This window comes from Ruegeria sp. BHSB196 (assembly GCF_059613135.1).
Window position 1 is genome coordinate 242582 of the sequence record NZ_JBXWRY010000001.1, and the last position, 13402, is coordinate 255983.

At 64.7% G+C, this 13402-nt stretch carries 16 protein-coding genes and 1 tRNA gene; 8 read left to right on the forward strand and 9 right to left on the reverse strand.

Going from position 1 to position 13402, the window contains the following annotated elements; genetic code table 11:
- The first annotated feature begins 26 nt into the window (after window positions 1–26).
- The 5 genes from AC2FNJ_RS01215 (at window position 27) to AC2FNJ_RS01235 (ending at window position 3847) form a co-directional block, all read left to right on the forward strand.
- Complete coding sequence (locus AC2FNJ_RS01215) at window positions 27–1136, forward strand: SPOR domain-containing protein (RefSeq protein WP_496761756.1); 1110 nt, start codon at window positions 27–29, stop codon at window positions 1134–1136.
- Window positions 1133–2140 carry a beta-N-acetylhexosaminidase gene (nagZ, locus tag AC2FNJ_RS01220; RefSeq protein WP_496761757.1) on the forward strand — a complete coding sequence of 336 codons (1008 nt, stop codon included), beginning with the start codon at window positions 1133–1135 and terminating at the stop codon, window positions 2138–2140. Before AC2FNJ_RS01215 ends, nagZ begins: the two co-directional genes overlap by 4 nt.
- Window positions 2130–2924, forward strand: a complete 795-nt coding sequence (locus AC2FNJ_RS01225; protein ID WP_496761758.1) for a segregation and condensation protein A — start codon at window positions 2130–2132, stop codon at window positions 2922–2924. The genes nagZ and AC2FNJ_RS01225 overlap by 11 nt, the downstream gene beginning before the upstream one ends.
- Window positions 2917–3573: an SMC-Scp complex subunit ScpB gene (gene scpB / locus AC2FNJ_RS01230; protein WP_496761759.1), complete on the forward strand. Its 657-nt coding sequence runs from the start codon at window positions 2917–2919 to the stop codon at window positions 3571–3573. The genes AC2FNJ_RS01225 and scpB overlap by 8 nt, the downstream gene beginning before the upstream one ends.
- Window positions 3574–3637: 64 nt before the next feature.
- Complete coding sequence (locus AC2FNJ_RS01235) at window positions 3638–3847, forward strand: hypothetical protein (RefSeq protein WP_496761760.1); 210 nt, start codon at window positions 3638–3640, stop codon at window positions 3845–3847.
- A 16-nt stretch (window positions 3848–3863) separates the two neighbouring features.
- Here AC2FNJ_RS01235 and AC2FNJ_RS01240 read toward each other — a convergent pair whose 3' ends face one another.
- The 8 genes from AC2FNJ_RS01240 to AC2FNJ_RS01275 all read right to left on the reverse strand — a co-directional run bounded on the left by AC2FNJ_RS01240 (window position 3864) and on the right by AC2FNJ_RS01275 (window position 9193).
- Window positions 3864–4940, reverse strand: a complete 1077-nt coding sequence (locus AC2FNJ_RS01240; protein WP_496761761.1) for a 2'-deoxycytidine 5'-triphosphate deaminase — start codon at window positions 4938–4940, stop codon at window positions 3864–3866.
- Between the two features lie 58 nt (window positions 4941–4998).
- Window positions 4999–5075: transfer RNA gene (locus AC2FNJ_RS01245), tRNA-Pro, on the reverse strand.
- 61 nt (window positions 5076–5136) lie between these two features.
- Window positions 5137–5712 (reverse strand): MerR family transcriptional regulator, encoded by a 576-nt coding sequence (locus tag AC2FNJ_RS01250; RefSeq protein WP_496761762.1) that lies wholly within the window; start codon window positions 5710–5712, stop codon window positions 5137–5139.
- Between the two features lie 18 nt (window positions 5713–5730).
- Window positions 5731–6033: an integration host factor subunit alpha gene (ihfA, locus tag AC2FNJ_RS01255; RefSeq protein WP_496761763.1), complete on the reverse strand. Its 303-nt coding sequence runs from the start codon at window positions 6031–6033 to the stop codon at window positions 5731–5733.
- Between the two features lie 96 nt (window positions 6034–6129).
- Window positions 6130–7101: a beta-ketoacyl-ACP synthase III gene (locus AC2FNJ_RS01260; protein ID WP_496761764.1), complete on the reverse strand. Its 972-nt coding sequence runs from the start codon at window positions 7099–7101 to the stop codon at window positions 6130–6132.
- Window positions 7102–7119: 18 nt separating this feature from the next.
- A complete protein-coding gene (gene plsX / locus AC2FNJ_RS01265) occupies window positions 7120–8220 on the reverse strand; it encodes a phosphate acyltransferase PlsX (RefSeq protein WP_496761765.1) in 1101 nt (366 codons plus the stop codon).
- Between the two features lie 23 nt (window positions 8221–8243).
- On the reverse strand, window positions 8244–8450 hold the full coding sequence (gene rpmF / locus AC2FNJ_RS01270; protein ID WP_496761766.1) for a 50S ribosomal protein L32: 207 nt from the start codon (window positions 8448–8450) through the stop codon (window positions 8244–8246).
- 206 nt (window positions 8451–8656) lie between these two features.
- Window positions 8657–9193, reverse strand: a complete 537-nt coding sequence (locus tag AC2FNJ_RS01275; RefSeq protein ID WP_496761767.1) for a YceD family protein — start codon at window positions 9191–9193, stop codon at window positions 8657–8659.
- A gap of 84 nt (window positions 9194–9277) precedes the next feature.
- Here AC2FNJ_RS01275 and AC2FNJ_RS01280 point away from each other — a divergent pair, with 84 nt between their 5' ends.
- The 3 genes from AC2FNJ_RS01280 to AC2FNJ_RS01290 all read left to right on the forward strand — a co-directional run bounded on the left by AC2FNJ_RS01280 (window position 9278) and on the right by AC2FNJ_RS01290 (window position 12464).
- Window positions 9278–9748, forward strand: a complete 471-nt coding sequence (locus tag AC2FNJ_RS01280) for an outer membrane protein assembly factor BamE (RefSeq protein WP_496761768.1) — start codon at window positions 9278–9280, stop codon at window positions 9746–9748.
- A 98-nt stretch (window positions 9749–9846) separates the two neighbouring features.
- On the forward strand, window positions 9847–10587 hold the full coding sequence (locus AC2FNJ_RS01285; protein ID WP_496761769.1) for a GNAT family N-acetyltransferase: 741 nt from the start codon (window positions 9847–9849) through the stop codon (window positions 10585–10587).
- Between the two features lie 68 nt (window positions 10588–10655).
- On the forward strand, window positions 10656–12464 hold the full coding sequence (locus AC2FNJ_RS01290) for an ABC-F family ATP-binding cassette domain-containing protein (RefSeq protein WP_496761771.1): 1809 nt from the start codon (window positions 10656–10658) through the stop codon (window positions 12462–12464).
- 60 nt (window positions 12465–12524) lie between these two features.
- On the opposite strand, the gene AC2FNJ_RS01295 is transcribed toward AC2FNJ_RS01290, so the two are convergent.
- The gene (locus AC2FNJ_RS01295) at window positions 12525–13280 is read right to left on the reverse strand and encodes an SDR family NAD(P)-dependent oxidoreductase (protein ID WP_496761772.1); all 756 of its coding nucleotides are present in this window, start codon (window positions 13278–13280) and stop codon (window positions 12525–12527) included.
- Window positions 13281–13402: the final 122 nt, after the last annotated feature.

Consider the following 13402-nt stretch of genomic DNA (forward strand, 5'->3'; position numbering starts at 1 on the left):
CCGCCGGCCCGAGGACAAGGCAAGAAATGACCCGCGCGCACCACAGGGCGCTGGCGGGCAGTGAGGCGGACATGGCGCGATACGATTTCTCGGGGCAGAACGGCCCCGGGCATATGCACTACAGCGATCCGATCTATCCCGCGGATGAGGATGAATACGCAGAGGACTGGAACGAAGCGGAGGTTCTGCCATCCGGCGGTGGTTTCGGGCGAATCGTCAATTTCATGGGCGCGATGGCATCGCTGGCTCTGGTCGCGGGCATCGGTGTCTGGGGCTACAAGCTGGTGATGCGGGACGTGAGCGGCGTGCCCGTGGTGCGTGCGGTGGAAGGCCCGATGCGAATCCAGCCGGAAAGCCCGGGCGGCATGCCGGCCGATCACCAGGGGCTTGCCGTCAATACGGTGGCGGCGCAGGGAACCGCGGCGCCGCCCGCGGATCGGCTGATCCTGGCGCCGCGCCCGGTTTCCTTGACCGACGAGGACGCGCCCATGGGCGCCCTGAAGCCTGAACCCGCGGTGATGGTCGTCAACGAGGAGATCTCCGACCAAGAGGCCGCCAACCTGCGCCAGGACGCGGTCGAGGCGTTGGTCGAGGAACTCGCCGGCGACACCGCCGAGCCGGGCTCCACGCCGGAGTCCGAAGTCCAGCTTGCGGCCCTAGTCACACCCGAAGAGGAGCCGGCCATCGACCCGGCCGACCTGATGGCGCAGATGCCCGATCCCGCGCTTCTGGAGGCGCCGGGCGTGCGCCGGTCGCTGCGGCCCAACGGCCGCCCGGCCCGCGCCACCCCGAGCGGTGCGAAATTCAGCTCCGTGTCTCAGGCCGCGATCGATGCCGCCGTCATGGCGGCGACCGCCTTGGATGTGGACCCCGACACCTTGCCCGAAGGCGCGCGTCTGGCCCAGCTGGGCGCCTTTGAATCCCCCGAAATCGCACAGGCCGAATGGGATCGACTGTTCGGGCGGTTTGCCGATTACATGGACGGAAAGCAGCGGGTCATCCAAAAAGCCTCGAGCGGGGGGCGCACCTTCTACCGGTTGCGCGTGGTCGGATTTGAAGACCTCAGCGACTCGCGCCAGTTCTGCGCGGCGCTGGTGGCGCAGGGTGCGGATTGCATTCCGGTGACCGTGCGGTGAAACTCGGTGCGGCGATCACGGATGCCGAGGGGCTGCGCCTGACCGCGGACGAGAAATCCTTGTTTCGAGAGATGAATCCGTTCGGGTTCATCCTGTTCGCGCGCAATATCGAAAGCGCCGATCAGGTCCGCGCGCTGTGCGCCGACTTCCGCGACGCGGTCGGTCGCGCGTGCCCGATCACCATAGATCAGGAAGGCGGACGGGTGCAGCGCCTGCGCCCGCCTCTGGCGCGGGACTGGCTGCCGCCACTGGATCATGTGGAGCGTGCCGGCGATGCGGCCGAGCGCGCCATGTATCTGCGGTATCGGCTGATCGCGCATGAACTGCGGGCACTGGGCATCGACAGCAACTGCGCGCCGATGGTCGATGTCGCGCAACCCGGCACGCATCCCTTCCTGCTCAACCGCTGTTACGGCCGCGATCCGGACATGGTGGCGCTGATCGGCCGGGCGGTGGCGCAGGGCCATCTCGACGGCGGCGTGCTGCCGGTGGTCAAGCATATTCCCGGTCATGGCCGCGCGACGCTCGACAGTCATCACGACGTGCCGCATGTGGACCTGCCGCCGGAGGATCTGGACGCAACCGATTTCGCGCCGTTTCACGTGCTCAACGATCTGCCCCTGGGGATGACCGCGCATCTGGTCTATGACCGCCTCGACGCGAGGCCCGCGACCATCTCACCCACGGTCATGACGCTGATCCGTGAGCGGATCGGGTTCGACGGCCTGATCATGACCGACGACATCTCCATGAAGGCGCTGAGCGGCGCGCTGGGTGCTCTGTCGCGGCAGGCGCTCGCGGCGGGCTGCGATGTCGTGCTGCATTGCAACGGAACGCTTTCGGAACGCGTCGAAGTGCTGGCGGCGGCCGGAGAGATGACCGACGCTGCGCAGGAACGTGCCGAACGGGCGCTCGCCATGCGACGAGCGCCGGGGGAACTTGACATCGATGCCGCCGAGGCGGAACTATCTCGCCTCATGAGCGGGCGGGTGCATGACGGATAACCAATTCTCCGAAGACACGATCTCGGTGGCGGATCGTCTTGCGGCCGAGGCGTTGATCGTCGATGTCGATGGGTTCGAAGGCCCGTTGGACGTTCTGCTGACGCTGTCGCGCACACAAAAGGTCGATCTGCGCAAGATCTCGGTGCTGGCGCTCGCCCAGCAATACCTGGCCTTTGTCGAACGGGCCCGGGCGCTCAGGATCGAACTGGCGGCGGATTACCTGGTGATGGCGGCCTGGCTGGCCTATCTGAAATCGCGCCTGCTGCTGCCGCCCGACCCGGAAGAGGAAGGGCCGTCGGGCGAGGAACTCGCCGCGCATCTGGCCTTTCAGCTCGAGCGGCTGCAGGCGATGCGGGACGTCGCCGCCCGGCTGATGGCGCGCGACCAGTTGGGTCGCGATTTCTTCAAGCGCGGTCAGGGCGAGGATATCACGCGCATCCGCACCGTGACCTACTCGGCCACTTTGCTGGACCTGATGCAGGGCTATGCGCGCATTCGCACACGGGACGAATTCCGCCCCTTCGTGATGGACCGCGATGCGGTGTTCACGATGGAACAGGCGCTGGAACGCATGCGGCCGCTGATCGGGTTTGCCGGTACCTGGACGGACATGGCCAGCTATCTGCCCGAAGGTTGGAACACCGATCCGATGCGCCGCCGCTCGGCCACCGCTTCGACCTTTGCGGCCTCGCTGGAACTTGTAAAGGAAGGGCAGCTGGAAATGCGGCAGAGCGAGACCTTCGCTCCGATCCAACTGCGCAAGAGGACTGACAGACGTGAGTGACGGCACCCCAGACGACAAACCCGACACGCTGTTCGAGGCGCCGCCCCTGGCCGAACAGGAGCGCATGGTCGAGGCGGTCTTGTTCGCCAGCCCGGAACCGGTCAGCGTTGCGGATCTCGAGGCGCGCATGCCACATGGCAGCGATGCGGCTCAGGCGCTGGAACTGTTGCGCAAACGGTACGAGGGGCGCGGCGTCCGCGTCGTGCAGGTGGGCGAGGCCTGGGCCATCCGCACCGCGCCGGATCTCGGATTCCTGATGCAGAAGGAAACCGTCGAGACCCGCAAGCTGAGCCGTGCCGCGATCGAGACCTTGGCGATCATCGCCTATCACCAGCCCTGCACACGCGCGGAAATCGAAGAGATCCGCGGCGTCTCGGTATCCCGCGGCACCATAGATCAGCTGCTGGAAATGGAATGGATCCGGCTGGGCCGCCGCCGCATGACGCCGGGACGGCCCGTGACCTTCGTCGTGACGCCGCAGTTCCTGGACCATTTCGGACTGGAAAGCGCCCGCGATCTTCCTGGCCTCAAGGAACTGCGCGCGGCGGGTCTGCTGGAAAACCGCCCGCCGCCCGGTGCCCTGCCGATCGCGGAGGGGCAGGACGAAGACGACGGCGAAGAGGGACAGTCGGAACTCTTCGAGGAATAGCCGCGATCCAGCCCCGGCATCGCGCCGATCGAGAGAAAGGCAGAGACCCATGAACCTCAACCGAATGATCGACATGATCGTCAGGATTGCGTTTCGCAAACTGCTCCACAAGGGCGTGGCGAAGGGTATCGACGCGATGGATCGGGGACAGCCCAAAGGCGGGAAGGCGCAGACCGGCCCCCAGGCCGAAGGCGGTGCGCCAAAGGTTGATCGGCAGAAGCTCCGCCAGACACAGCGGATGGCCCGACAGATGCAGAGGTTTTTGCGATTTTAATGGTATCAATACGTTGTCAGGCGGACTTGAAGTGCTTTGACAGCTTCAACCCTTGCCCCTGATAGTTTGACGCGATGCCTGCGCCATAAAGCTGGGTCGGCACTTCCGCCATCCGTTCATAGACCAGCCGCCCGACGACCTGACCATGCTCCAGCACGAACGGGGCTTCGTGGCAGCGCACTTCCAGCACGCCGCGCGAACCGGCGCCGCCCGCCGCCGCGTGGCCGAAACCGGGATCGAAGAACCCGGCGTAATGCACCCTGAACTCGCCCACCATCGCCAGGTAGGGCGCCATTTCGGCGGCGTACATGGGCGGTATATGCACCGCCTCGCGGCTCACCAGGATGTAGAACGCCCCCGGATCGAGAATGATCCGCCCGTCCCGGGTGCGGACCTCTTCCCAGTATTCCAGCGGGTCATAGGCGCCGATCCGGTCCAGATCGATGACGCCGGTATGGGGTTTGGCCCGATAGCCGACCAGGTTGGAGTTCGGCAGACGCAGATCCACGGAAAATCCCAGCCCGTCCTGAATCACCGCCGGCCCATCGACCAGCGGCGTTTCCGCATGGAGGGTCTGCAATTCGGCGTCCGTCAGAACCGCTTGCCCCTGCCGGAAGCGGATCTGGTTGAGCCGCATCCCCGGCCGGACCAGCACCGAAAAGGATCGCGGGCAAATCTCGGCATAGAGCGGCCCGCCATAGCCGGCGGATATCCGGTCGAACTCGGTCCCGCCGTCGGTGATCGTGCGGGTCAGAAGGTCGAGCCGCCCGGTCGAGCTTTTGGCATTGGCCACGGCGGTCACATCGCGGGGCAGGGCCAGCGCCTCCATCAGCGGCACCAGATAGACGCAGCCCTTTTCCAGCACGGCGCCTTCCGAAATGTCGATGCGGTGCATCTCGAATTCGCGCAGCCGGTCGGCCACGGTATTGCCTTCGCCCGCAAGGAACGACGCTCGAACCCGATAAGCCACCGTTCCCAAACGCAAATCCAGACTCGCCGGTTGCACTTGCGCGGGCAGGACGGGCTCGCGCGCAACGATCTCGCCTTGCGCGATCATGGATTCGATCTGCTGGTTTGCGCACACGCCTGTCATGCCGATCCCCTTTTTCGCCAGAGGCTCTGGCCTGTCCTTGCGGTGCGTCGGTATGATTTGGTCGGGCTAGCAGGACTTGAACCTGCGACCTTCCGTCCCCCAGACGGACGCGCTACCAGGCTGCGCCATAGCCCGACGTGAGCCCGTTCATAATGATTTTCCCGGCAGGGGCAAGAGGAAAACATGGGCGCGTGATTTATCCCGGCATCCGGGTTTCGACCCGCTCCAGCCAGGCGCGCAAGTCCCGCGCAATGGGCGCCATCTGTTTCAGCATGTCGCGGTCCAGTCGGTCCACGGACCACAGTTTCGCCAACGGTCCCGGAGCGGTTTCGTTGCCCGAGCTCGCGGGTTCGGCCTCGCCTCGCTCGGTATGCGGCCGGGCGTCTTGCCGGTCGCCAAGATCCAGATCGATCTGCGTCGCCCCGGTTTTCTTCGCCGACGGTTCCTTGAAGGGCACAATGTTCTCGCCCGCCGCCGACTCGGGCGTCGCGCGGTCGTCGAGACCTTGGGACAGGGCCGCCACATGCGCGGTGCCTTGCTCGCGCAGAATGCGCTGCACGCCCTTGATGGTCAGCCCGTCATCGTGCAGCAGCCGTTTGATCCCGCCCAGCAGTTGCATGTCGCTGGGCCTGTAATAGCGGCGACCACCGGCGCGCTTGACCGGTTTGACCTGCGAAAAGCGGCTTTCCCAGAAGCGCAGAACATGTGCCTGAACCCCCAACCACTCCGCAACTTCACTGATCGTGCGAAAGGCGTCGGGTGACTTGCTCATCGGCTCGCGGTCCTGATCCTACTTGCGGTTCCCGGCGGCGACGCGGTCCTTCATCAGATGGGATGGCCGGAATGTCAGCACCCGGCGGGGCTGGATCGGAACCTCCTCGCCGGTCTTGGGGTTGCGCCCGATGCGCGCGGATTTGTCCCGAACGCTGAACGTGCCAAAGGACGAGATCTTTACCTGTTCGCCGCGCACCAGCGCGTCCGACATGTGGTTGAGAACGCTTTCGACAAGCTGCGCGCTTTCGTTGCGCGACAGGCCAACTTCGCGAAAGACGGCTTCGCTCAGATCCATACGTGTCAGTGTTTTTTCACTCATGCCTTTTCCCCTGTTGATGAAGAAGAATAGGGGTAGGGAAAATTCACTGTCAATATCAATGAATTGCAAGCGGCTGCGTAAGCCGGTTCGCGCCAGTCACCAGCGCAGGACGACCGCACCCCAGGCCAGCCCGCCGCCGATCGCCTCGGTCACGATCAGATCGCCGGGCTTGATCTGGCCGCGCTGCTTGCCGACGGACAGGGCAAGGGGGATCGATGCGGCGGAAGTATTGCCATGGTCCTGCACCGTGACCACGACGCGGTCCATGGGCAGGCCCATCTTCTTGGCGGTGCCCTGAATGATGCGGATATTGGCCTGATGGGGCACGATCCAGTCCACATCGTCGCTGGTCAGACCCGCCTTTTCCAGCGCGGTATCGGCGGTCTTGGCCAGCTTGTCCACCGCATGACGGAAGACCTGGTTGCCCTGCATGCGCAGATACCCGGTGCTCTGCGTGGACACGCCGCCATCTACATAGAGCAGATCCTTGTACCGTCCGTCGGAATTGAGATCCATGGACAGGATTCCCCGGTCCTGCGAGGTGCCGTCGCCGTCCTGAGCTTCGAGAATGACCGCCCCCGCGCCATCGCCGAACAGAACGCAGGTCGAACGGTCGCTCCAGTCCATGATTCGCGAAAAGGTCTCGGCGCCGATCACCAGCACCCGCCGGGCCTGGCCGGACACGATCATCGCGTTGGCGTTGCTCAGCGCATAGACGAAGCCGGCGCACACGGCCTGAACGTCGAACGCAAATCCACCGCTCATGCCCAGCCGCGCCTGCACCATGGTCGCCGCCGAGGGAAACGTCAGATCGGCCGTCGAGGTGGCCACCACGATCGCATCGATGTCATCGGCGGTCAGTCCGGCATCCGCCAACGCCGCCTCGGCGGCGCGGGTCGCGAGTTCCGAGGTGGTTTCGCCTTCGGCCGCGAAGTGCCGGCGTTCGATGCCGGACCGGGTCCGGATCCATTCGTCCGAGGTGTCCAGCGTTGCCTCGAATTCCGAGTTCGGAACCACGCGCTCCGGCAGGTAATGCCCGACACCTACGACTACTGCTCGGCTTACCATCTGGGTACCGCCTTTTTGTTATTGTTCAGCTTGCGACGCTGTTAAGGCGCCATCTTGGGCAAGCTCGGATGTGGATGCAACCCGTGCCGCCAGTTTTTCCGCGAATCCCGACTTGGCCAGACGGAAGGCGAGTTTCACCGCCGCGGACACCCCGGTGGCGTCCGCGCCGCCATGGGATTTGACCACGGTTCCGTTCAACCCCAGAAAGACGCCGCCGTTCACGCGGCGGGGGTCGATGCGTTTTTTCAGGCGCTGCAAGGAGGTTATCGCAAGTATCGACGCCAGCCGGGAAAGCGGCGAATACTTGAACGCCTCCTTCAGCAGATCTCCGATCAGGTTCGCGGTGCCTTCGCCGGTCTTGATGGCCACGTTTCCGGTGAACCCGTCGGTGACGATCACATCTGCGCGCTTTCCCGTGATGTCGCTGCCTTCGACGAAGCCGACGAACTCGAAATTGGCCTGTTCCGAAAAGCTGGCGATCAGGCCGTGCGCCTCCTTGAGCTCGGCGCGGCCCTTGTGTTCTTCGGTCCCGACATTGAGCAGCCCGATGCGCGGCCGCGCGATGTTCATGCCGTTGCGGGCATAGGAGGCGCCCATGAGCGCGAATTGCAGCAGGTCGCGGGCATCCGCCCGCACATCCGCGCCCACGTCCAGCATGACGTTGAACCCCTGCGGATTTCGCGACGGGAACAGAATCGCGATGGCGGGCCGGTTCACGCCCTGCAGCTTGCGCAGCCGCATCATCGACAGCGCCATCAGCGCCCCGGTATTGCCGCACGAGACCGCGCCATGCGCCTCACCCTCGCGGACCGAGTCGAGCGCCGACCACATCGAGGTCTGCTTGCCGTTGCGCACGATCTGGCTGGGTTTGTCCTCCATCGTCACGACATCCGGACAATCACGAAAAACGACGCGCCCGTCCAGGGCACGCCGTTTCGCAACCAGTTTGCGCAGCTTGTCTTCCGGGCCATGCAGGATGAACCCGATCTCGGGGTTCTTCTTGGCCGATTTTGCAATGCCTGCCACGACGACCGAGGGGCCCGCGTCCCCGCCCATGGCGTCAACCGAGATGATGATCTGCCCGGGCTTGGTATCGGTTTGATCGGGCTGAGCCGTCATGCCGTGGCCTGCAATCGAACGGGTCAGGCCGCGTCTTCGTCCAGGTCGATTTCTTCGGCCTGTGCGACCACTTCACGGTCGTCATAGTGGCCGCAGGCCGCGCACACGTGGTGCGGGCGCTTGAGCTCGCCACAGTTGGGGCATTCGTTCGGGTTTGCAGCAACCAGAGCGTCGTGCGCGCGGCGGTTGTTGCGGCGCGACTTGGAAACTTTGTTCTGTTGGACAGCCATTGTCTCAACCTTTGTCTGACTGGGCCGGCGATTCATCCCGCCGGCGGGGTTACATTCTTCAGTTTTCTCGTGGCGTGACGCGCGTTTAGGGCACGGCCCTTACGATGTCCAACCCAAAATCCGATGAGCGCGCGAAAATACTGCGATTCTCGCCATGTTCAAGCAGTTTTTCTGACCGTTTGCTATGACAGGTCTTGCCCTTTCTGTCACTTGTCTTTTTTCAGCGCATCGCGCAATTCGGCCAATCCGGCAAAGGGCTTGGCGTCATCGTCGGTCAGGGCCCGCTTGCCGGGCTCGGTAAACGCGGCCGCGCCCAGCCCGGCGCCGTCCTTGCGCGGATACTGCGGCAGCGCCAGCGTCAGAGCCTCGACCATCACCTGGGCGGGGTCGATCTCGGATCCCAGCGCCTCGGCCTCGTCGTCCTCCGGCATCTCGGCTTCGGCCTCGTCGGGGTCGCGCCATTCGGCCAGGTACAGGCGGCGGACCTTCGTCTCGATCCGGGTCGTGACCGGGTCCAGCGTGATGACGCAAGGCTGCACCACGGTTGCGCCCAGCCTGGCCTCGAGTACCCAGTCGCGCCTGCCGTGAGAGCGGATTTCGCCGACGAAACTCAGCTTTCTGAGGCCCATCAGATTCAATTCGGCCCTCAGGCGTTCCAGTTCCCCGGCGCCGGGACGCAGGTCAAAGGCGGTCGGCGCGTTCTGGGGCAGATCTGCCACCCGAAGGGCAGTACGGTCATTCATACCTGGGTCTTTCGTGTGTTGAACCGCGGCGTCGGTTTCTGTAATCGGATAGAAGCCGGAAGGCGCCAAGGCAAGAGGTCATGGATGGTGAAGTTTGGTGATGTGCTGAGACCGGCGGTCCGGACCGTGGCATTCGGGTTGTGCCTGGGCGCGGTCACGGCCTGCGCGCCGATCTATCGCAAACACGGCTATGTCCCGACCCAGGCCGAACTGGCCGAACTGAAAGTGGGTGTCGACACCCGCGACAGCGTGATCGAGGCGGTCGGGGCGCCGGGCGCGTCCGGCGTGCTGAAGGATTCCGGGTATTACTATGTGTCTTCACGGATCCGCTACCTGGGGCCGCGCGAACCCGAGGTCGTCTCGCGCGAGCTTGTGGCGTTGAGTTTCGACCAGCGCGGCGTGTTGCGCAACGTCGAGCGCTACGGGCTCGAGGACGGCATCGTCGTGCCCCTGGAACGCCGCGTGACCAGTTCCAGTGTCGATGACAAGACATTCCTGCGCCAGCTTCTCGGCAATATCGGCAGTTTCAATCCGGCCACCGTGACCAACAACTGAGACCCGGCCGGGCATGGAGCTGTCACACGAGCGTCATGGCTTGTGTGATAGGGCGGCGGCACATACTGTATCTGGGGATCGCCGCGGAGGATCCGGCCTTGGCAGACGGGGTTTTGTTGAACAAGGGGCGCTATCGCGCACGGCTCGCGCAGACGCCTCGGGACGTGGCCGGCGCACAGGCGCTGCGCACCCTGGCCTTTGCCACGACCGGGACGGACCGGGACCGGTTCGACGAGATCTGCGCCCATGTTCTGGTCGAAGACATGCGCGCCGGTGGAAGACTCGTGTGCACCTTCAGAATGCTGACCCTGAACGGCGGCAGCGACATCCACCGCAGCTATTCGGCACAGTATTACGACCTTTCGGCCCTGGAAGGCTTTCAGGGGCGGATGGTCGAAATGGGCCGGTTCTGCGTCCATCCCGATTGGACGGATCCGGATATCCTGCGGGTCGCCTGGGGTGCGATGACGGCCTTCGTGGACCGCAACGGCATCGAGATGCTGTTTGGTTGTTCGTCCTTCGCCGGAACCGAGACCGAGGACTATCTGGACGCATTCGCCATGCTCAAACAGCGGCATCTGGCGCCCAAACGCTGGCTGCCCCGTGTCAAGGCGCCGGACGTGTTCCGCTTTGCCGCGCGCCTTCGGCGCAGACCCGACGCCAGGAAGGCGATGCTGCGGATGCCACCGCTGCTCAGAACCTACCTGATGATGGGCGGTTGGGTCAGCGATCATGCGGTCGTGGACCGGCACATGAACACGCTGCACGTTTTTACCGGGCTTGAAATCGGCGCGATTCCCCCGGCACGGAAACGCCTGCTGCGGGCGGTGACCGGTTGAATTGAGTATTTTCGGCAAGATGAAGCAGGGACGTTGACGCCAAGTCCGCGGCGCTTTAGCTGGCGGGCATGGCAAGAGTTCCTTTGTTGCAGATGTCCGGCATCTCCCTGACATTCGGGGGCGAGCCGGTCTTTTTCGGCCTCGACCAGGTGGTTCAGCCGGGCGACCGGATCGCGCTGGTGGGGCGGAACGGCTCGGGCAAGTCCACGTTGATGAAGGTGATGGCCGGCCTTGTCGAGCCCGATTCGGGGGAAATCGTTCTGCCACCAGGACGATCGGTCGGATACATGGAGCAGGATCCGGACCTGTCGGGGTATGCGACCCTCGGCGACTATGCGTCCAGCGGCCTGGAATCCGGCGAGTTCTACAAGGTGGAACGCGCGGGCGAAGGGCTGAAATTCGACCCTGCACGCCCGGTCGCGACCGCGTCGGGGGGCGAAAGGCGGCGCGCGGCGCTGGCCAAGCTGATGGCCGAAGCGCCCGACCTGATGCTGCTGGACGAACCCACGAACCACCTGGATATCGAAGCGATCGGCTGGCTGGAGCGGGAGTTGCAGGCGACGCGCGCGGCCTTTGTCCTGATTTCGCACGACCGGGCGTTTCTGCGTGAGTTGACCCGCGCAACCTTATGGATCGACAGGGGAATGCTGCGGCGACAGGACAAGGGCTTCGGCGCCTTCGAAACCTGGCGCGACCGGATCTGGGAAGAAGAAGACACCGCTCGCCACAAGCTGGACCGGTTGATCAAGTCCGAGTCCCGCTGGGCCGTCGAAGGCATCAGCGCCCGGCGCAAGCGCAATCAGGGCCGCCTCAGGGCATTGCAGGCGCGGCGCGCGGAACGCGCGGCACAGATCGCCCGTCAGGGAACGGCGGCCATGTCGCTTGAGGCCGGGCCGAAATCCGGTCGAAAGGTGATCGAGGCGCAAGGACTGTCCAAACGCTTCGGCGATCGGCAAATCGTGCGTGACTTCGATCTGCTGGTGCTGCGGGGCGATCGGGTGGCTTTTGTCGGACCCAACGGGGTCGGAAAGACCACGGTGCTGGGCATGCTGCTGGGCCAGTTCCCGCCGGACGCGGGTTCGGTGCGGCTCGGGACCAATCTCGAAATCGCGGTGTTCGATCAGGCGCGGCAACAGCTCGACCCGGAAATGACCCTGTGGGACAGTCTGACCGGCGATCCGGCGATGCGGGTCTCGGGCAAGGCCGATCAGGTGATGGTGCGCGGCCAGCCCAAGCATGTGGTGGGCTATCTCAAGGAGTTCCTGTTCGATGAACGTCAGGCAAGAGCGCCGGTCAAGTCATTGTCCGGAGGAGAAAAAGCGCGATTGCTGCTGGCCCGGTTGATGGCGAAACCGTCGAACCTGCTGGTGCTGGACGAACCGACCAACGATCTGGATGTCGAGACGCTGGACCTGTTGCAGGAACTTCTCGACGACTATGACGGCACGGTTCTGCTGGTCAGCCATGATCGCGACTTTCTCGACCGGGTGGCGACCACGACCATCGCCATGGAGGGCGACGGCCGGGCCACCGTCTATGCCGGAGGCTGGTCGGACTACGTTGCGCAGCGAAGGGGCGTGACCGAGAAAAAACAAGTAAAAACAAAAGATAACAAGCCGAAGGCAAGGCAGAAAACCAAGCCGAAATCGGGCCTGTCCTTTTCGGAGAAACACCGGCTGGAGGAACTGCCGACCGAGATCGCCCGGTTGGAGGCCGAGATCGCCAAACTGGAAGACCTGATGTCCGATCCCGAGCTGTTCGCCCGCGAGCCGGTGAAGTTCCGGAAGGCGACCGAGGCGCTGGCTGCGCGGCAGGACAAGCTGGCGGCCGCCGAGGAGGAATGGCTCGCGCTTGCCGAGAAGGCCGAGGCGGGTTGAGCCGGTTCTTCCGGTTTGTACCCCGCCCGCGGCCGGGTTCGTCCGATTTGTACCGGTTTGTCAGCGCATCCTGAGCGCCCCGTCGATCCGGATCACCTCGCCGTTCAGATAGCCCATCTCGACGATGAAGCCGGCCAGCCGGCCGTATTCGCGCGGGTCGCCGAGCCGCGGCGGGTTGGGCACGTCGGCGGCAAGCTGCTGCTGCACCTCCTCGGGCAGCCCCTGCAGCATCGGCGTCAGGAAGATGCCGGGCGCGATGGCCATCACCCGGATCCCGGTCGAGGCCAGGTCGCGGGCCATCGGCAGGGTCATGCCGACAACGCCCCCCTTGGAGGCGGCATAGGCGGCCTGGCCCTTCTGCCCGTCGAAGGCGGCGATGGAGGCGGTGTTGATGATCACACCGCGCGCGCCGTCCGGCTCGGGGTCGTTCCCGGCCATCTCGGCGGCGGCCAGGCGCGATACGTTGAAGGTGCCGACCAGATTCACGTCGATGGTGCGCTGAAAGGCGTCCAGTGGGTGGGGACCATCCCTGCCCACGGTCTTGATGCCATAGGCGATGCCGGCGCAGTTCACGCAGGCGGTGATCCGGCCCATCTTCTCTTTCGCCAGGGCGATGGCGGCGGCGACCGAGGCTTCGTCGGTCACGTCGGTTTCGGCGAAATGCCCGCCGATCTCGGCGGCGACCTGCGGGCCGCGCGCGGCATCGCGGTCGAGGATCGTGACCTGCGCGCCATGTTCGGCGAAGTGGCGGGCGGTGGCCTCGCCGAGTCCCGAAGCGCCGCCGGTGACGACGGCGGCTGTGGTGCTGAGTTGCATTGCGGGCTCCTCTCCCCCTGATTTGAACACATGTTCAGATAATGGAAGGAGGGGGCGTGTGTCCAGTCGTCACTTCTACACTGCGTCGCAGAAGAAGGGGCGCTGCCCCTCTTGCCCTTCGG